The sequence below is a fragment of the Acinetobacter rudis genome, from assembly GCF_000829675.1.
GTDB classification, from domain to species: domain Bacteria; phylum Pseudomonadota; class Gammaproteobacteria; order Pseudomonadales; family Moraxellaceae; genus Acinetobacter; species Acinetobacter rudis.
Map to the genome: position 1 here is coordinate 75,222 of NZ_BBRX01000001.1, position 18,763 is coordinate 93,984.

Genomic DNA, 18,763 nt, shown 5'->3' on the forward strand with positions numbered 1-18,763 from the left:
CTTGAGCTTTTATAGTGGGTCCACTCAATACTTGCTGCATTGTGCTTTCAAAGACATTAAAGCAACGAGTTAAGCTTATATATTTGTGGACATTATTATGCCTCTCATGATTCAAAAAATATTATTCAGCCGAGCGATGTGGCTTATTGTTCGCTGTCTAATCGCTTTGCTTTTTATCTCCTCAGGTTTTGCAAAATTACTCGATGTCGAGGGTAGTTTTGCAGAAATGCGTGCAGCAAACCTAGACCCCGTTTGGTTTTATAACTATGCCAGTGCTTTCATTTTATTGTTGGGCAGTTACTTCGTATTATTTAACCGCAAAGTTTGGCTAGGTGCTTTAATTTTATCGGTATTTTTACTATTAACCATCGCGATCGTACATCAGTTTTGGAACATGTCGGCTGAAGCAGCCAAATTATCTTTGTATTTCGCTTTAGAACATTTGGCTGTGATCGGTGGTTTAATTTTGGCCGCGATGGTGAGTGTTTACCGTCAGCATTTGCCTGAACTGGCTATGGGAGGCAAGTCATGAAATCGAATCATAAGAAATGGTTAATTGCCTTACTTGTCATCGTACTATTGGGTGTAGCGCTACTGATTTATTTTTGGATGAAATCAGGACAACAACACAGTGCCTCATTCCAATATCCACCTGTAAAGGTGGCTTTGACCACGGTCAGCCTTAAGTCTGCTCCCAGAAAGTTAACTGCAGTGGGTGAGTTAGAAGCTGTACGTCAGATTCAGGTGGCTTCAGAGGCAGCTGGGCGTATTCAGCAGATTTATTTTCAGTCTGGTCAGTATGTCAATGCAGGGCAGTTATTGATACAGCTCAATGATGATATAGAGCAAGCTGAAATTGTACAGTTAAAAGCGAAATTAAAGCTCAATGAGGCCGTCTATCAGCGCGGTCAAGCGTTATTAAAAATTAATGCAGTGGCCAAAGAAGAAGTGGAAAATGCATTGGCCAATCGTGATGTGATGTTGGGGCAGATTCAACAGCTCAATGCTAAAATTCAGCAAAAGAAAATTCGTGCACCCTTTTCTGGTGTGATCGGTATTCGTCGTGTACATCAAGGTCAGTTTTTAAATATTGGTGAGCCAATCGTGAGTTTGGTCGACACTCAATATCTCTTGGTAAATTTCAACTTAGATGAGCGTAGTACACCAAATATTAAAGTTGGCCAACAATTACAAGTCGGTTTAGATGCTTTCCCTGATCAGCAATTTACTGCACAAGTCACTGCAATTGATCCGTTAATTTCATCATCAAGAACTGTATCAGTGCAAGCTAAGTTGCCGAATTTACAGCAGCAATTTAAAGCGGGGATGTATGCCAACGTGGTACTTCAGCAGCATCAGGAACAAGTGCTCATGATGCCTGAGACGGCTGTTACTTATACTGCATATGGCGAAACAGTATTTAAGGCGGTGGATCATCAAGGACAGTTACAGGCCAGTAAGGTTGCAGTTAAAATCGGTGAGCGTAGTGACGGCTGGGTCGAGGTGAAATCAGGCCTTAAACAAGGTGATCGGGTTGTTAGCTCAGGTCAACTGAAGCTAAGTGATGCAATGCCGATTGAAGCTATGTCACAACACACCTTAGAATTAGATAAAACTAAAGTAATTTCAGCAATGGCTACAGAAGCTCCTGTAAAAAAACAGGAGGCTACTGAATGAAATTTACCGATCTTTTTGTAAAACGACCAGTTTTATCGGTTGTTTTAAGCGTGCTCATTTTGTTATTTGGGGTGTTTGCATATAAACAGTTACCTATTCGGCAGTATCCACTTTTAGAAAGTTCATCCATTACGATTAGTACTGAATACCCCGGTGCCAGTGCAGAACTTATGCAAGGTTTTGTTACACAGCCGATTACACAAGCTGTTTCCTCTGTAGAAGGCATTGATTATATGTCATCTTCTACAGTGCAAGGGCGCAGTGTCATTACACTAAGAATGGAGTTAAACAGCGATTCGACCCAAGCACTGACAGAAGTGATGGCAAAGGTAAATCAGGTACGTTATAAACTGCCAGAGCAAGCCTTCGATCCTGTCATTGAGCGTAGTTCAGGTGAGTCAACGGATGTGGCTTATATCGGTTTTACCAGCACAAATAGTAACTTGGCTGAGCTTAGTGATTATTTATCACGTGTGGTTGAGCCAATGCTGTCAACCATTGATGGTGTTGCTAAAGTACAAAGTTATGGGGCGCAGCGTTTATCTATGCGTATTTGGCTAGATGCAGAAGCGATGGCTGGGCGAGGGATTACTGCAGCTGACATTCGTCAGGCTATTCAAGTCAATAACTATCAGGCTGCGCCTGGTCAAGTCAAAGGTGAATACGTTGTTTCTAACGTTAACATCTCAACAGATCTAACCAGTGTTAATGAGTTTAAGCAACTTGTGGTACGTAATGATGCCAATGGTATTATTCGTTTAAGTGATGTGGCCAACGTTGAGCTTGCTGCCGCATCCACTGAGACCAGTGCCATTATGAATGGCAAGCCGGCTGTGTTTTTGGGTTTACAGGCAACACCTACAGGTAATCCACTGATTATTGTGGATGGTATTAAGCAGTTTTTACCTGAAATTAAGAAAACTTTACCACCTGGTGTGGAAGTTGAACTGGCTTATGAGACAGCACGGTTTATTGATGCCTCAATTGATGGGGTTATTAAGACCTTTATTGAAGCACTCGTGATTGTTGTTGTGGTGATTTTTCTTTGCTTGGGGTCGCTACGCAGTGTGATTATTCCGATTATTACTATTCCATTATCGCTACTTGGGGCAATGGGGTTAATGTTGATGTTTGGGTTTGGTATTAACTTACTCACACTATTGGCAATGGTATTGGCGATTGGCTTAGTGGTTGATGATGCGATAGTTGTGGTTGAAAACGTACATCGCCATATTGAAATGGGACGCTCACCGTTGTCAGCCGCGTTGATTGGTGCACGTGAGGTGGCAGGTCCTGTAATTGCAATGACCATCGCTTTGGCCGCAGTTTATGCACCAATTGGCTTGATGGGGGGCTTAACAGGATCGTTATTTAAAGAGTTTGCATTTACCTTGGCTGGTGCAGTGGTCATTTCAGGGGTGATTGCTCTGACCTTATCGCCGATGATGAGTTCATTTTTACTTAATGCAGATCAACAGCACAGTAAAATGGCTCAAAAGTCTGAGCATTTTTTTGACAAGTTAAGCCGAGCTTATGCACGGATTTTAAGCTTCTCCTTGGCTCATCGTTGGATTACAGCCTCTATAGCGACATTGATCTTGCTGAGTTTACCGTTTCTTTATCAGATTCCACAAAAAGAGCTGGCACCTACTGAAGATCAGGCCAGTGTGATGACCGCAATCAAATCACCACAACATGCCAATATTCATTATGTTGAAAAATTTGCTCAAAAGTTAGATGAAGTCTTTTTCCGTCTACCTGAAACGGCGAGTAGTTGGATTATTAATGGCACTGATGGACCAGCATCAAGCTTTGGGGGTTCTACTTTAACGGGTTGGAAAGAACGTGAACGTGATGCCACTCAAGTACAGCAAGATTTGCAAAGCATGGTGGGGGATGTCGAAGGAAGCAGTATCTTTGTTTTCCAATTACCGGCATTACCTGGTTCATCGGGTGGTTTACCTGTGCAAATGGTATTACGCAGTGCGCAAGATTATTCAGTGCTGTATCAAAATATGGAAGCATTGAAACAAAAGGCACGTGAAAGTGGTTTATTTGTCGTCGTGGATAGTGACTTAGACTATAACAATCCTGTAGTGAAAATTGAGGTTAACCGAGATAAAGCCAATAGTTTAGGCATTCGTATGCAAGATATTGCAGAGTCTTTAGCCACTTTAGTTGGAGAAAACTATGTAAACCGTTTTGCGTTACATGGTCGTGCTTATGATGTAATCCCGCAGAGTATCCAAAAACAACGCTTAAGTCCTGAAGCTTTAGCACAACAATATGTTCGGACACAAAGTGGTCAATTGATTGCATTATCTACGGTTGTATCTATGTCAATGCAAGTTGAACCCAATAAACTCACCCAATTTAATCAGCAAAATTCAGCAACTTTCCAAGCGATACCTGCAGCTGGTGTTTCTTTAGGGCAAGCGCTGAGCTTCTTAGAAGAAAATGCACGAGATCTTCCTGCTGATTTTAGTTTTGATTGGCAAGCCGATGCCCGACAATATATGCAAGAGGGCAATCGACTGTTATTTGCTTTTGCAGCAGCTTTGTTGGTGATTTATCTTGTGTTAGCAGCACAATATGAAAGTTTAACAGACCCGCTGATTATTTTAATTACCGTACCATTGTCGATCGCAGGTGCTTTATTGCCGTTATTGTTTGGCTGGTCAAGTATCAATATTTATACGCAAATTGGTTTGGTGACTTTGATTGGTCTAATCAGTAAACACGGCATTTTAATGGTCGAGTTTGCCAATGAGCTTCAAGTACACGACCAGTTAAATCGTCAAGAAGCGATTTTAAAGGCGGCAAAAATACGCTTACGGCCAATTTTAATGACAACTGCTGCGATGGTATTTGGTCTAATTCCATTGTTATTTGCAACAGGTGCAGGTGCAAATAGTCGTTTTGGTTTAGGCTTGGTGATTGTTTCAGGAATGTTGATTGGTACTCTATTTACCTTATTTATCTTGCCAACAATATATAGTTTCTTGGGGCGACAACATCAACAGTTGGCACAGACAAAACGTTATCAAGAGCTTGAACAGTTAAAATCTGAATAGTGTTTGCATTTTTATTCATATGAAAATCATAAATCATTGTTTTTGTGATGTTGTTGAGCTTGCTATATTTTTCCTTAACTTGTAACAGAGGAGAATTTATAACAATGGTATGTATGATGAATGCTAAAGCTGTATCTTAGACAGACAGTATTAGTAGATGTAGCATCTGGATCAATCTAATGCTTAGATCGATCTCATTAAACATAATAAATATCTCAGCGCATAAAACAAAAACAGCAAGACTCAGGAACCTTCGGGTTCCTTTTTGCTGGCTGTTGTTTTTAAGTGAACTGTTACTTACTCAATTTCGTGTACAGCATTAAATACTTCAATAGGTTCGATACGAACAATTTTTTTGCCAAAACTACGTAACCACCAAACTAATTGTGAGGTAAACGGTACATTGGCACTGACTCGCATCAACTCATCACCAACTTTTTCAATATTTTGCTGTATACAAAGTTGACTCTCAGTGAAATATTGCGCATCTGATTCATTCATATAGAGAACCAGATCGACATTGTGAGTGGGTTGATTGTAGTCGACACGAAAACCAAGTGCGCCAGATTCAATATAAGCGTCAATATCAAAGTTTACTGGGTGCATTGAGCGTGTTTCTAGTACTTTGGCTGTCTTAAAGCGATGCAGAGCAAACGTCTGTACTTCAGATTTGTCATGACGGGTACAAATCAAATAAATGATCGATCCTTTTTGTACCAAGGCGAGTGGGTTGAGAATATATGTGCGATCTTCACCTTGCGGGCCTCGCGCACGATAAATACATTCAACTTGTTTGTCTTGGAGTAAGCCTTCATAGACGGCTTGCTGTGCTTGACGCTCAACTGTAGGAGGGATCAGTGGTTGTGTTGCAGGAACAATACGCACACGATTAATCCACTGGCGCACATTGTTGTTGCTCGATAGATTACGTCGTGCCAGATCAAACCAAGGGTTCATTTCTTCAATGAGACTCGGTGGTAATAAATGTTTTAAATGTTCTTCAACCATCATAAAAGTTACCGCTTGAGAGCTGGTCATATGCGGCAAACTTTGAATTGGTGCATCGGATTGCCAACGCCAACCTTGAGGAACTGTTTTATTGCTCTCAATTGGAAAACGCTGGGCGATTTGATTTAAATCACGCTGAATGGTACGTAGACTGATATCAATGCCTTCACGTTGTAAGATTTCTTGTAGTTGGCGAGTACCCATCCATTTACCTGTACTGAGGCGGGATAAGATTTGCCACTGGCGATACAGGCTGTTGGATGTTTCTTTCTCTTGTGCAGACATAGGTAATTAAATCGGTAAAGTTAAAAGGCTTAAGCTCAAAGCGATACAATAGGAAAAAATGTGGAAAATGGCAAGCCCTGAGTAGGCTGCTTATCGTTTCATGGACAGCGTGAAATTTAGAAAAATAGAGCACAGAAAATACGCTGAAGTCAGCGGTATATTGACCACTGACTTCAATAACGACTTTAGTTGTTGATCATATGACGTACAGGGCGTTGGCTTAAACGGCACAACAATTCATAGCCAATCGTACCATTGGCTTCGGCAACATCATCAACTAAACGTTGTTTACCCCAGAGTTCAACTGGAGTTCCAACTTGAACATCTAATCCAGTCACATCAATCGCGATCATATCCATCGAAACACGGCCCACTAAAGGCATTTTTTTGCCTTGTACATAGACGTAGTTTTGTGTGTTGTAAGCACGGGGATAACCATCACCATATCCAATAGAAACCACTGCAATACACATAGGCTCAGTAGCTTTGAATGTTGAGCCATAACCCACATATTCACCTGCTTGGATTTCATTGAGTGCAATGATCGCTGCATCAAACTGCATCACTGCCTTTAAGCCCAACTGGTTGATTGATTGGTCCGCGAAAGGACTTGAACCGTAGAGCATAATACCAGGGCGCACGAAATCAAAATGAAGTTCAGGCCATCTGAAAATAGCAGCAGAATTACAGCATGAAGCTAAGATCGGAGCGCAAGCCGCTTTGATTTGTAGAAATTGTTGTTTTTGTTGTTCATTTACGGGGTGGTCAGCATCAGCATTGGCAAAATGCATGGCGAGTACACAGCAGAAACCTTGAGCTTGTAGATCTTGAATAACCTTGATAATTTCCGATGCTTTAAAACCTAAACGGTTCATACCGCTGTTGAGTTTAACCCATACTTTTAGGTCTTTTGCGAGATAAGCATCAGCATGTGCCAATAACCAGTCTAATTGTTGTTGATGGTGTATGACCAATTCAATTCCTTGATCAATCACGACTTGCATTTCGTCTTCAGTAAATACACCTTCAACTAAAGTAATCGGGTGTTGATGACCCAGTTTACGAATTTCTAGGGCTTCTTCTAGACAAGCAACACCAAATGCATCGGTTTCAGCCAGTGCATCCAAACAATTTGCAACGCCATGTCCATAGGCATTGGATTTGACCATGCTGACGACTTTGGCCTGAGGAGCAAGCTGTTTTACACGATTAAGATTATGTTGCAGTGCTTGTTGATCGATAGACACTGTTGCTTGGCGCACCTGACAAACTCCTTGCAATAGGAAGTAAGTAAATATTCTCTACTTACATAAACCTATATTAAATAAAAATTGTATTTTCTCTGCCCACAGTCATTTATGAGGACAACGGATTAACTTCATAATTGTATGCAATCAGGACTTAAGTTGTTGAACTACAAGTTAAAGCCGTAATTGGCAATGCGAGGGTTATTGTATGCCTATAATCAGTAAATTTATATATCAATATTAGGCATAAAAACGACAGTTAAAATGACATTATATTTAGCTTGGAGGGAGTCGAACGCTAAAATCAACTTCACCTTTTACGTCAGGGCGTAAACTAATTTGATAGGTCTTGCTCACATTGCACGCGGTGACTTGCCAACTTTCAATAATTTGTTTTGTGTCGCCTTGTGCAGTTTGTTGGACGCTTAAAATCTTACTTTCAATTTGTTCGATCTTACGGCAGTTGCTACCATGCCAAAGACTGAGTGATTTTAAAATGACTTTTTCAACATCTGCTTGAAGTACTGTATCTGCCGCACTTTGGCCAGAAAATTTGGATGAATGCTTTGTTGTTAGTGTACTACAGGCACTAAGTGCCAAGCTGATTAAGCCAACTTGGGTGAATGTATATATTTTTTTCATTTAACAATCCATATTTATTTTTTGTGAGCTGAACCCACCTCAGCTAAAAGCAGAGGTGGGGATAGGTGTTATTCTTCATCATCATACTGGCTATAGTACTCTGGAGATAGGTTACTAAAACGAGTGTACTGACCTTCAAATGCCAACCGGACTGTACCAATCGGACCATTACGCTGTTTACCGATAATAATTTCAGCAGTCCCCATTTCTTTGGATTCTTTGTTATAAACCTCATCACGGTAAATAAACATAATTAAGTCGGCATCCTGCTCGATCGCACCAGATTCACGTAAGTCTGACATCACAGGGCGTTTGTTAGGTCGGTTCTCCAAAGCACGGTTAAGCTGTGATAAAGCAACTACTGGGCAGTTCATTTCTTTGGCTAAGGCTTTTAAGCTTCGTGAAATTTCCGAAATCTCGCCCACACGGTTATCACCCATACCAGGAACTTTCATGAGCTGTAAATAATCGACCATAATGCAGCCAAGTTTACCGCCGTGCTGTTTGGCAATACGTCGCGCACGTGCACGTAGTTCAGTGGGTGGTAATGCAGAAGAATCATCAATATACAGATGTTTTTCTTGTAGTTGTAAAATCGTTCCTGTGACTTTTGACCATTCGTCACCATCGAGTTTACCTGCACGCAAATGCCCTTGGTGAACTTTGCCGTAGGCAGAAATTAAACGCATGGCGATAGAGTCTGCTGGCATCTCCATCGAAAAGACCAAAGCAGGTAGGTCACAGTTGAACAAGACACTTTCAACTAAGTTCATTGCAAATGTGGTTTTACCCATAGAAGGACGTGCAGCAACAATAATTAAGTCACCACCTTGCATCCCCGAGGTTTTATTATCAAGTTCCAAAAAGCCTGTGGTGAGACCGGTAATATTGCCTTCTAGTTGCGATAATTCATTAAGCTTATCAAAGACATCTGCCACAACTGAGGTAATGGGTTTTGGTCCTTGTGCTTTGGCGTTGTTATTGTGCTGTTCTGCAATGGAAAAAATATTGGTTTCTGCCATGTCTAAAATTTCAGTCACCTCACGACCTTTAGTGTCATAGGCGTTTTGCAAAATTTCGTTGCCGACTTTAATCATATTACGCAGCGTGGCAAATTCACGAATTTTATTGGCATAGGTTTCAAGGTTATAAAAACTTGCAGGCGAGTCTGCCATTAACTGCATTAAGTATTCTTCACCACCAATTGCATCAATTAGATTTTGTTTAATGAGCCAATCATTGACCAATACGGCATCATACGGTGAACCTTCTTGTGCTAATTTTTCGATCGCACGATAAATATATTTATGACGTGTTGCATAAAAATCTTGTTCTTTTAAAACATCACTTACTTGTTCAAATGATTCGGCAACAGTCATCAGTGCCGCAAGCACCGCTTGTTCAATCGTCAGATTGTGGGGTGGGGTACGAAATTCTTTTAATTGTGACTGTTCATTGTTTTGTTGGGCTGCACGTGATGTTGCCGTAGTGGCAGTCGCCTGAGACATATAAGACCTTGATCATTCAAATAAAACAAAAATTAAGCAGCAAACACGACCAATGAAGTCATTGGGTCTTGTCTAGCTTTGGAGATACTTGCTTATCTTAAAGCAAAAGCTGAGAAGTTCATAACTGAAAAACAGTTTGCTGAAGAAGGAGGGAGTGCGATAGATGCACAAGCAAAAATAAAATAAAAAAAGAGCATGCTAAAAGCATGCTCTTTTCTTGCGAATGCAGAATTACTCAGAAACGATAGTTACGAGTACGTCAGCAACAACATCATGATGCAATTGGATCGAGATGTTGAATTCACCAGTTTGACGAAGTGCACCGTTCGGTAAACGAACTTCAGCACGGTCAACTGTAAGGCCAGCATTGGTCAAAGCGTCAGCGATGTCGCGAGTACCGATTGAACCGAATAGTTTACCTTCATCACCAGCTTTTGCAGTGATTACGATGTTAACTTCGTTCAATTGATCAGCACGAGCTTGAGCAGCAGCTAATACTTCAGCTTCTTGCTTTTCAAGTTCAGCACGACGTGCTTCGAAAGCAGCAGTGTTTGCTTCAGTCGCAGCAACAGCTTTAGCTTGAGGGATAAGGTAGTTACGGCCGTAACCAGCTTTCACAGAAACTTTATCACCTAGTTTGCCAAGGTTTTTAATGCGTTGTAATAAAATAACGTCCACAGATCACCTCACTTATGGTTGTCAGTGTAAGGGATCAAAGCCAAGTAACGAGCTTGTTTGATAGCAAGCGCGAGTTGGCGTTGATAACGAGCCTTAGTACCTGTGATACGGCTAGGAACAATCTTGCCGTTTTCAGTGATGTACTGTTTTAAAGTATCGATATCTTTGTAGTCGATATAAGTCACGTTCTCAGCTGTAAAGCGGCAGAACTTGCGACGACGGTAAAAACGTGCCATTGATGTTCTCCTTAAGCTTCAGCAGAGTCTTGAACTTGTTGTGCTTCTTCACGTTGAGCTTTACGCGCACGCTTTTCTTCAGCACTCTTAGCAAGCAATGACTCTTCAGTGATTGCATGCTCACGACGGATGATCAAACTACGAATGATTGCGTCGTTATAACGGAATAATTCTTCAAGTTCGTCAAGAGTCGTTTGACCACATTCAACATTCATAAGAATGTAATGTGCTTTATGAATCTTGTTAATTGGGTAAGCCAATTGGCGACGGCCCCAATCTTCTAGACGGTGAATTTGACCTTCAGCTTCTTTAATGTGAGAGATATAGCGTTCAACCATACCTACCACTTGATCGCTTTGGTCAGGATGTACCAAAAGTACGATTTCGTAGTGACGCATTGTCAGCTCCTTACGGATTATACAGCTTCAAAGTAAAATACTCGGAAGCAAGGAGTCGCAGTCGACTAAGTCGATTGCGTCGCAAAAATTGCGAGGCCTGAATTTTAGATGGTTTATCTTTTAAATACAAGTGTTAGAACACGTAAATGTCGATTTTAATCTTTGAGTAAAAAAACGACATAGCCTCTAAAATGTGGATCTGAGCGAAAATCAAGTTGCTTGTTCCATTGGCCATGTTGCACTAAACCGATTTTATAGGGGAGGCCCATATTGCTGATGCGTTTTAAATAGTCTTGATAATTCTCTATAGTATGGCGCCCTTGATAACTTTGAATCACCAGTTCATCAATATTATCTTTGAGTAGTTTTAATGTTTTGTCATCTTGCATATTGGTCCAGTCCAGTAGGCCTGTAATACTGATTTGATAATCATTAGGCAAGTGTTGACGCAACTTTTGTAAAAATAAGCCATATTCATAAAGTGCCTGAGTTTTACTATCGAAGTCAATTTGTACACCAACTACATCATTGCCATGATTACGCCATGTATTTAACCTGCGAATAATCATTTGAAAATGTTCTTCGGACCAATTTAAATCGTGGTTGCGAAAAACCAACCAGATTTGCTGCTGAGCTAGGTTTTTTGCTGCAATTCCTTGCGGCTGTAAAATAATCTTCTGTTGTCTTTTGTGATAACTGAAATCGCCTTGTAATATATAGAGTGTTTCTGCTTGATATAAATAAGGCGCGCTACGAATATCGCCCCAGATCCAAAAGGCATCATATTGATTAGCATCAATATGTGTCGGTGTGCTCATCGCAGGTGGGCTTAAGAAGCAGAGCGCAAAGATAAGCGTGAGGCAGCCAAAGATGGCTGCAATGATATATCGAATATTGCAAAGCAACTGTCTAATGCTCAACATGCTTTACCAATAATATTTTAATGATTTGGCCCAACTGCTTTGTGGATAATCCCGTTTCAATTGATCAAACCATTGTTTGCGTATTGACTTAGGGACATCACGATCTTGACAGTCGTTATAACCTGAAGGGGCATAGCATTGTACAGAGCGATACAAGGCATAAGCGGTCAATTCAGACTTTTGTTTACTTGAAATAACATCTTTGTATACTTGCCCACGGGTGAAAAGTTTGCCTTTGACTGTTGGGCTGGTCTGACTTTCAAAATCTATTTGTGCTCGTACCCCATAGGAATATTCACTGCGCATATATTCACCCAAGCACACTTTTAAATTGAGATCTTGTGGAGTCTTTTCTAGCGCTTGAGTGAGACTGGGCAGATTTGCACAATTGAGTTGAGGGCTGATGGTTGTGCCGTTCCAAATCAAGTGAGCAAAAGGTGGGAGGTTTTGATATTTTTCCTGTTTGCTTTCCCAGCCTTGATACTGGCTTGCATCTTTAGGCATTTGTATATAGTAACGATTAAACATCGCATAATTTTGATAGCCCAATGATTTGGCGAGTAAAACAAATAACGCTGCCTGTTTTTGTGCTGTAGTTGCCTCATCACTTGCAATAATTTTTTCTAAACTCTGCTCATTGGCATAATGAAATATATAGTCACGTTGTAAATTGATTTGACCTATTTGTGGTTGCTTGGCAATAAAAGCTTGATAATTTTGTTGTTCATTTAGATGTTGAGCCAGTGCAACTTCAAACAATCCACGCTGATCTTGGTTTTTACTCTGTTTTAATAACTGAGCCCAATATGCTGTAGCTTGATTCGGTGCCGTTTTTTCTAAAATTTGACCTTTTAAAAATGCTTGGCTGAGTTCGAGGTAGCTATTTAACGTATTTGTTTGTTCAGGCAAGTAACTCAGGGCTTCTGATGTTTTATTTTGCACATAGAATAAATGGCTGGCTTGTAGGTATTGAAATAATTTGGGTTGAGATTTAAATGAGGCCTTCTGCGCGTTAAGTGCCGACCACGTCAGTGGCTTAAACTCAGGATCATTGCTATTACGCATTTGCATGAGATCATAAATGGTGAGAAAGAACGGCTCATTAAAATGCTGGGGATTAAAAGCTGTATTTTGAAATATTCGACGGTCGATTTCAGCAGGGAGTGCAGCCATATCTAGGTTGTAGCGTGGTGAGCGAGTATTTTGCATTTGCCAGACAATCTCATTGATCAGTAGGTCTTGTCGACCAGCTAACCAGTAGTAACGTCTAAGTAAACCTTGAGCACTTGCTACATATTCGCCCTTAGGGTAAAGCTTAAGATAAACCTGAATATTATCTTGGACACTTTGAAGTAATTGCTGATTGATCTTATGAATATCTACATCGCCATATTGATCTACACCAGTAGCAAATGCGCTATTGAGGCTGCTACGAATTAACATATATTGTGAGGTTTCTTTTAACCAAGGGTCATCCACAGTACTGAGCACTTTATATATTTTTGTTGCTGCGGAAAAGTTAGCATTGTAAAAAGCAATACTGCCGTTTAGGTAAGATGTGTATTGCTGCGCTAACTGCGACCAGTTGTTATCGACAGCAATAAACTGCTGCTTATCATCGCAGCTTTGAATTTGACTACGTGCTTGGATAAGTAGTTGTTTTTCATGCGCAGTCAATTTTAGATGCTGTTGAACCTGAGCATTAAATTGCAATGCCGCTTCACTGAGGTTTAGACAGCGCTCATCATAAACATAGCCTGCCATTTTATTGGATGTTTTACGTTGATTGGCAATCTTATTGCCTCCTCTTGCAAGGAAGTGATCAGCTTCAAATGGTACGTAGCCATAAAAAGCAGACCAAATATGAGTGTCGACCTCTGTTTGTGCTTGTAATTGTGCAAGTCCAAGATCTGTTAATAAGAGCAATATATTGGTTTTATTGTCATTGCCTGGTGTCAGAACAGGGAGGTTGCTACATTCATTAAACGAGCGACTTTCACTTAAATCGAAATTAGGGGTGCATTCAACATCCATTCCTGCTCGTGCATCAAGACTGTAGCTCAATGAGAAAGGAAGCAAACTTACAATTAGAGCACGTTTAAAGTGTGATGCTTTGGGCAGTAGCATGATGTCATTATTCGAGTTTGAAAGATATTTTTTGATCATAACAAGCTTATGCTTTAGATAAAATAATGTGTTAAATAATAGTTAGATTATTTCATCGTGGCATGATGATTCAATATATAAGAATATAATCAATGGTCTAATCTTGAAGTTAGTTTGTAATAAGTCGAAGAGAATAATCACGGTTAGTCATCATATAACTGAAAAAATATCTTTAAAAAGGTGAAGGATTAATGAATGAATAATAATCTTGCAAGTTGGACTGCTCACTATGTTTCATTAACACGCGCAGCGCATCAGGTTTTAGATGGTTTACCCAAAATTATTGATGATCACATCGTAGTGGGATTGACGATAGGGTCATCAGTATCAGAGATTTCTGAAAAAGCAGAAGAATTTCAGAGTCCAATTAAAAACCTTGCGCGATCACTGTTTATATTGAGGAGTCGATTCGCAGAGGATAAATTAAAAGATTCGGTCGAAAGAGGGATTAAGCATTATGTGATGCTTGGTGCAGGATTAGAAACATTTGCATATCGACAACCTCAATGGGCAGAACAAATCAAAATCATTGAGCTTGATCACCCCGCATCGCAAAAATTAAAGCGTGAATGTTTGGCAGGCCATCAAATCGATGTGCCCAATAACGTAACGTTCTGCTGTGTGGATTTTGAAAAAACAACTTTGGATGGCGCTTTAAACAACGTAAACATGGATCATCATGCGCCAACATTTTTTTCATGGTTGGGAGTAACACAATATTTAAGTGCTGAGGCATTTTATGACATGCTTAAAGCATTTTTAAGATTCCCCAAAGGGAGTGCAGTGGTATTTTCATTTGTTTTGGTTGATGAATTATTGGATGGTCTTAACCTTGAAGCTGCGCAATTTTTTGCTCGAAAGGTAGCAGAGAATGGAGAGCCTTGGCTAATGCGTTTTACACCAAGCCGATTACAAGAGCAATTATATCAGTTGGGTTTTGCTAAAGTGGAGCATTTACGTCCACAGGATATTGAGCAACTTTATTTGGCTGGTCGAAGTGACCAACTTACAGCACCGATCTTTGAGCAGTTTATGTATATTGAAGTTTAATTTTAGATTGTCAGAAATAAAAAAAGATAGAGAAGATCTCTATCTTTTTAAAACAGGGGTAAATGCGGAGCATTACTCATATAAGTAAAGCTAAAACTTATACTCAATGCAGTAACCAAAATTACTGAATAGAGAAAGTAGCGTTTAGCCCAAAGTTGGTCATTTTCTGCTTTGAATCCAATGACTGACAAATAAATCCAATATGCACATAGTGCATTAAAGATAATTAAGAACAGTATATTGGTATAGCCAAAACAATAAAGACCGTTTAATACTGCCGTAAACAATAACACATAGATCAAGCACTCAACTTTAGTGCGATACACCGAACGCGCTACGGGTAAAATCGGAATATGCGCATTGGTATAATCTTCCAAGCGATATACTGCAATTCCCCATGAGTGTGGCATTTGCCAAAGGGCATAGGCCAAAAACACCAGTAGTGCTGCAACGTCAAATTCATTGCTTACTGCTGTGTAACCAATCACTGGTGGGCTAGCACCAGAAATACTGCCAATAATCGTTTGATGAATGCTGGTGCGTTTAGTCCAGAGACTGTAAAACACCACATAAACAACAAACCCTATGACAGCAAAACCAAACGCATAGGCATTGACAAAAAACCACAAGAGGCCAAAGCCAATTGCACCAAGTACAGTTGCAAAGATTAATGCGATCGTCGGTGTAATGGTTTTTTTGACCAGTGCACGGTTTTGAGTGCGTTGCATTTTTTGGTCAATGTCTTGATCAATGACATTATTCACGACACAACCCGATGCAACAACACATGTTGTTCCAAGGAGTGTAATCAGGAGTAAAAGGAAATCTACTGAGCCTTGGGCGGCTAAAAAGAAGCCGCCCAAGGTGGTAACGAAGTTACCGAAGAGAATTCCTGGCTTAGTCAGGAATAAATACTTTTTTAACATGACAATCAGTTTAGATCATCATATTAGAGTGTAAGTAGTTCATGATCCATACTGAACCAATCAACAATACTGCGATCGTCATAATGGTATAGATGAATGCAATAACGTTCCAACGTTGTTCAGAAGATGAGTTCATATGTAAGAAGAACACCAACTGAACAAGAACTTGGGCAATAGCAGTGATTGCAATTGTAGCAACAATTGAACCGCGGCTAAAATCGTCTGCGTTCATTACCATGTAAAAAGGAACAATGGTAAGTAAAACAGAAACGATAAAGCCAATACTGTATTGCTTAACGTTACCGTGCGAAGCACCAGCCGAGTTATGATCGTGACTCATTATAGAACTCCCATTAAGTAAACTACGCTGAATACACAGATCCAAACGATGTCTAGGAAGTGCCAGAACAAGCTTAAGCAAGCAAGGCGACGTGTATTTGCAGTCGTTAAACCATATTTTTTGATTTGAATCATCAATATGATCATCCACACCAAACCTGAAGTCACGTGGATCCCGTGGGTTCCGACTAAGGTAAAGAATGCAGATAGGAACGCACTCGTTGTAGGTCCATGGCCTTCATGAACTAAATGAGTGAACTCATAAAGTTCCATTCCGATGAACGTTGCACCAAACACCCAAGTAATCGCTAACCAAAGCAAAGCTTGGCTAACGTTTTTCTTGTAAGACGCAAGTACAGCAAATCCAAATGTTACAGAAGAGATCAAGAGGGCAAATGTTTCAACTAAAACAAAGCCTAATGAATCACCAAACAAGTCTTTTGCACTTGGCGTACCAGGAGGTATATGGCTGCTTAAAACAGCGAACGCGATGAAGAGTGTACCGAAAATAATCAAGTCACTCATCAAGTAGGTCCAGAAACCAAAGATGGTGATGTCACTATCATCGTGATGGTGTTCATCGTGTCCATGGTTGTCGTGATGAAGTACTTCAGCCATTTCCTTAGTCCTTCTTCAAGTGTTTTTCAAGTAGGGCATAGCGCTCATTTTCGATACGCTCAACTTCAGCAGCTGGTACATAGTAATCAACTTTCTTAGTGAAAGAGCTTACGATGAAGCTGACAATTGCGCCAACGAAACTAATGATTACCAACCACCAAATGTGCCAGATGAGGGCGAAACTGAGAACGGTAATGAACGCAGCAATCACAAAACCAGCAGCACGGTTAGTTGGCATATGAACGTCTTCGTATTTCTCTGGACGTACATAAGCGATACCTTTTTCTTTGTCTTCCCAGAAGCTGTCGATACAATCGCTTTTCGGAAGGAAAGCAAAGTTATAAAACGGTGCTGGAGATGAAGTTTGCCATTCCAACGTACGCGCATCCCATGGGTCACCTGTGTAATCCATGTTGTCTTTGCGTTGTAGGAAGCCCATGATGATTTGCATTAAGAAACATGCAATACCGATCGCAATAAGCACAGCACCAACTAGAGCAAGTGCTAAGTATGGGTCCCATTCAGGGTTGTCATATGTATTTAAACGACGAGTCATACCCATGAAACCAAGGATATAAAGTGGAATGAATGCAAAATAGAAACCGATGAACCAGAACCAGAATGCTGCTTTACCCCATGCTTCGTTGAGTTTCCAACCAAACATTTTTGGCCAGTAGTAAATGATACCGGCAAACATACCGAATACCACACCACCGATAATTACGTTATGGAAGTGAGCAATCAAGAACAATGAGTTGTGTACAAGGAAGTCCGCAGGTGGAACTGCCATCAATACACCAGTCAAACCACCAATACCGAAAGTCACAAGGAAGCCAAGTGTCCAAAGCATTGGAGAAGTATAAGTTACACGACCTTTATACATGGTGAATAACCATGAGAAGATCTTCACACCTGTAGGGATTGCAATAACCATCGTCATTAAGCCGAAGAAGGCGTTAACGTTGGCACCGGCACCCATCGTAAAGAAGTGGTGAACCCATACAATGAATGACAACACAGTAATCGCAACAGTCGCATAAACCATTGACTTGTAGCCAAACAATGCTTTGCGGCTATAAGTTGCAGTGATTTCTGAGAATAGACCGAATGCAGGCAATACCAAGATATAAACTTCAGGATGACCCCAAGTCCAAATCAAGTTCACATATAGCATTGGGCTACCGCCAAGCTCGTTTGTGAAGAAGTGGAAGCCGAAGTAACGGTCAAGTGACAACATTGCAATTGTCGCTGTCAATACTGGGAATGATGCAATGATCAATACTGCTGTACAAAGTACAGTCCAAGTGAAGATCGGCATATCCATCAGTTTCATGCCAGGTGTACGCATTTTGATAATGGTAACAAAGAAGTTAACACCCGTTAACAACGTACCTAAACCTGAAGCCTGAAGTGCCCAGATGTAGTAATCCACACCAACACCAGGAGAGTATTGAATACCAGAGAGAGGCGGGTAAGCCATCCAACCAGTTGCAGCAAATTCACCCAACGCAAGTGATACCATTACAAGTGCTGCAGCACCAGCAAACAACCAGAAACTTAAAGAGTTAAGTAACGGGAATGCAACGTCGCGTGCACCAATTTGTAGAGGAACCACAATGTTCATCATGGCAACTACGAGGCCCATTGCCACGAAGAAGATCATGATTACACCATGCGCAGTAAAGATCTGGTCATAGTGTTCAGGGTGTAGATAACCTTCACCGCCACCTTTGGCGAGGAAAAGTTGTAAACGCATCATGATAGCATCAGCAAAACCACGTAATAACATGATGATGGATACGATGATATACATGATACCAATTTTTTTATGGTCTACTGAGGTAAACCATTCATTCCATAAATAGCCCCATTTCTTAAAGTAAGTTACACCAGCAAATACTGCTAGTGCACCTAATACCATAAGTGCAATGGTAACCTGCACGATTGGATCGTGCGGAATGGCGTCAAAACCTAACTTTCCAAACATG

Annotated in this window: 17 protein-coding genes; 4 read left to right on the forward strand and 13 right to left on the reverse strand. The window is 40.6% G+C overall.

What is annotated here, in order from left to right; all coding sequences use genetic code 11:
• Window positions 1-97: 97 nt before the first annotated feature.
• The 3 genes from Aru01_RS00350 to Aru01_RS00360 are packed head-to-tail and all read left to right on the forward strand — an operon-like array spanning window position 98 to window position 4,751.
• A complete protein-coding gene (locus tag Aru01_RS00350; RefSeq protein ID WP_016656099.1) occupies window positions 98-532 on the forward strand; it encodes a DoxX family protein in 435 nt (144 codons plus the stop codon).
• A complete protein-coding gene (locus Aru01_RS00355) occupies window positions 529-1,677 on the forward strand; it encodes an efflux RND transporter periplasmic adaptor subunit (RefSeq protein ID WP_016656100.1) in 1,149 nt (382 codons plus the stop codon). The genes Aru01_RS00350 and Aru01_RS00355 overlap by 4 nt, the downstream gene beginning before the upstream one ends.
• Window positions 1,674-4,751, forward strand: coding sequence for a MexW/MexI family multidrug efflux RND transporter permease subunit (locus tag Aru01_RS00360; protein ID WP_016656101.1), 3,078 nt, complete (start codon window positions 1,674-1,676; stop codon window positions 4,749-4,751). Before Aru01_RS00355 ends, Aru01_RS00360 begins: the two co-directional genes overlap by 4 nt.
• A gap of 297 nt (window positions 4,752-5,048) precedes the next feature.
• Here Aru01_RS00360 and Aru01_RS00365 read toward each other — a convergent pair whose 3' ends face one another.
• The 9 genes from Aru01_RS00365 to Aru01_RS00405 form a co-directional block, all read right to left on the reverse strand.
• Window positions 5,049-6,044, reverse strand: coding sequence for a helix-turn-helix transcriptional regulator (locus Aru01_RS00365; protein WP_016656102.1), 996 nt, complete (start codon window positions 6,042-6,044; stop codon window positions 5,049-5,051).
• A gap of 185 nt (window positions 6,045-6,229) precedes the next feature.
• Window positions 6,230-7,306 (reverse strand): alanine racemase, encoded by a 1,077-nt coding sequence (gene alr / locus Aru01_RS00370; RefSeq protein WP_016656103.1) that lies wholly within the window; start codon window positions 7,304-7,306, stop codon window positions 6,230-6,232.
• A gap of 261 nt (window positions 7,307-7,567) precedes the next feature.
• A complete protein-coding gene (locus Aru01_RS00375) occupies window positions 7,568-7,933 on the reverse strand; it encodes a hypothetical protein (RefSeq protein ID WP_016656104.1) in 366 nt (121 codons plus the stop codon).
• 68 nt (window positions 7,934-8,001) lie between these two features.
• Complete coding sequence (gene dnaB / locus Aru01_RS00380) at window positions 8,002-9,441, reverse strand: replicative DNA helicase (RefSeq protein WP_016656105.1); 1,440 nt, start codon at window positions 9,439-9,441, stop codon at window positions 8,002-8,004.
• 231 nt (window positions 9,442-9,672) lie between these two features.
• Window positions 9,673-10,119 carry a 50S ribosomal protein L9 gene (rplI, locus tag Aru01_RS00385; RefSeq protein ID WP_016656106.1) on the reverse strand — a complete coding sequence of 149 codons (447 nt, stop codon included), beginning with the start codon at window positions 10,117-10,119 and terminating at the stop codon, window positions 9,673-9,675.
• An 8-nt stretch (window positions 10,120-10,127) separates the two neighbouring features.
• Window positions 10,128-10,355: a 30S ribosomal protein S18 gene (gene rpsR / locus Aru01_RS00390; protein ID WP_004719336.1), complete on the reverse strand. Its 228-nt coding sequence runs from the start codon at window positions 10,353-10,355 to the stop codon at window positions 10,128-10,130.
• 11 nt (window positions 10,356-10,366) lie between these two features.
• Complete coding sequence (gene rpsF, locus Aru01_RS00395; RefSeq protein ID WP_016656107.1) at window positions 10,367-10,753, reverse strand: 30S ribosomal protein S6; 387 nt, start codon at window positions 10,751-10,753, stop codon at window positions 10,367-10,369.
• A gap of 155 nt (window positions 10,754-10,908) precedes the next feature.
• The gene (locus tag Aru01_RS00400; RefSeq protein WP_081407201.1) at window positions 10,909-11,676 is read right to left on the reverse strand and encodes a DUF3142 domain-containing protein; all 768 of its coding nucleotides are present in this window, start codon (window positions 11,674-11,676) and stop codon (window positions 10,909-10,911) included.
• 3 nt (window positions 11,677-11,679) lie between these two features.
• On the reverse strand, window positions 11,680-13,842 hold the full coding sequence (locus Aru01_RS00405) for a PA5441 family protein (RefSeq protein ID WP_016656109.1): 2,163 nt from the start codon (window positions 13,840-13,842) through the stop codon (window positions 11,680-11,682).
• A gap of 195 nt (window positions 13,843-14,037) precedes the next feature.
• Between Aru01_RS00405 and Aru01_RS00410 the strand changes: the two genes are divergently transcribed.
• Window positions 14,038-14,892 (forward strand): class I SAM-dependent methyltransferase, encoded by an 855-nt coding sequence (locus tag Aru01_RS00410; protein WP_016656110.1) that lies wholly within the window; start codon window positions 14,038-14,040, stop codon window positions 14,890-14,892.
• Window positions 14,893-14,939: 47 nt separating this feature from the next.
• Here the strand turns inward: Aru01_RS00410 and cyoE are convergent, their stop codons facing one another.
• From cyoE to cyoB, 4 genes are read right to left on the reverse strand one after another with little or no spacing between them, the layout of a single operon-like run.
• Window positions 14,940-15,818 carry a heme o synthase gene (cyoE, locus tag Aru01_RS00415; RefSeq protein WP_016656111.1) on the reverse strand — a complete coding sequence of 293 codons (879 nt, stop codon included), beginning with the start codon at window positions 15,816-15,818 and terminating at the stop codon, window positions 14,940-14,942.
• A 10-nt stretch (window positions 15,819-15,828) separates the two neighbouring features.
• Window positions 15,829-16,161 (reverse strand): cytochrome o ubiquinol oxidase subunit IV, encoded by a 333-nt coding sequence (gene cyoD / locus Aru01_RS00420; RefSeq protein WP_171068170.1) that lies wholly within the window; start codon window positions 16,159-16,161, stop codon window positions 15,829-15,831.
• Window positions 16,158-16,775: a cytochrome o ubiquinol oxidase subunit III gene (gene cyoC / locus Aru01_RS00425; protein ID WP_016656113.1), complete on the reverse strand. Its 618-nt coding sequence runs from the start codon at window positions 16,773-16,775 to the stop codon at window positions 16,158-16,160. Before cyoC ends, cyoD begins: the two co-directional genes overlap by 4 nt.
• A 4-nt stretch (window positions 16,776-16,779) precedes the next feature.
• Window positions 16,780-18,762 (reverse strand): cytochrome o ubiquinol oxidase subunit I, encoded by a 1,983-nt coding sequence (cyoB, locus tag Aru01_RS00430; protein ID WP_016656114.1) that lies wholly within the window; start codon window positions 18,760-18,762, stop codon window positions 16,780-16,782.
• Window position 18,763 lies beyond the last annotated feature (1 nt).

Coding starts and splice junctions, on each gene's coding strand:
- Aru01_RS00350 (WP_016656099.1), top strand. CDS start 98: ATGCCTCTCATGATTCAAAAAATATTATTCAGCCGAGCGATGTGGCTT.
- Aru01_RS00355 (WP_016656100.1), top strand. CDS start 529: ATGAAATCGAATCATAAGAAATGGTTAATTGCCTTACTTGTCATCGTA.
- Aru01_RS00375 (WP_016656104.1), bottom strand. CDS start 7,933: ATGAAAAAAATATATACATTCACCCAAGTTGGCTTAATCAGCTTGGCA.
- rpsF (WP_016656107.1), bottom strand. CDS start 10,753: ATGCGTCACTACGAAATCGTACTTTTGGTACATCCTGACCAAAGCGAT.
- Aru01_RS00400 (WP_081407201.1), bottom strand. CDS start 11,676: ATGTTGAGCATTAGACAGTTGCTTTGCAATATTCGATATATCATTGCA.
- cyoE (WP_016656111.1), bottom strand. CDS start 15,818: ATGTTAAAAAAGTATTTATTCCTGACTAAGCCAGGAATTCTCTTCGGT.
- Aru01_RS00360 (WP_016656101.1), top strand. CDS start 1,674: ATGAAATTTACCGATCTTTTTGTAAAACGACCAGTTTTATCGGTTGTT.
- cyoB (WP_016656114.1), bottom strand. CDS start 18,762: ATGTTTGGAAAGTTAGGTTTTGACGCCATTCCGCACGATCCAATCGTG.
- rpsR (WP_004719336.1), bottom strand. CDS start 10,355: ATGGCACGTTTTTACCGTCGTCGCAAGTTCTGCCGCTTTACAGCTGAG.
- Aru01_RS00410 (WP_016656110.1), top strand. CDS start 14,038: ATGAATAATAATCTTGCAAGTTGGACTGCTCACTATGTTTCATTAACA.
- cyoC (WP_016656113.1), bottom strand. CDS start 16,775: ATGGCTGAAGTACTTCATCACGACAACCATGGACACGATGAACACCAT.
- Aru01_RS00405 (WP_016656109.1), bottom strand. CDS start 13,842: ATGATCAAAAAATATCTTTCAAACTCGAATAATGACATCATGCTACTG.
- Aru01_RS00365 (WP_016656102.1), bottom strand. CDS start 6,044: ATGTCTGCACAAGAGAAAGAAACATCCAACAGCCTGTATCGCCAGTGG.
- dnaB (WP_016656105.1), bottom strand. CDS start 9,441: ATGTCTCAGGCGACTGCCACTACGGCAACATCACGTGCAGCCCAACAA.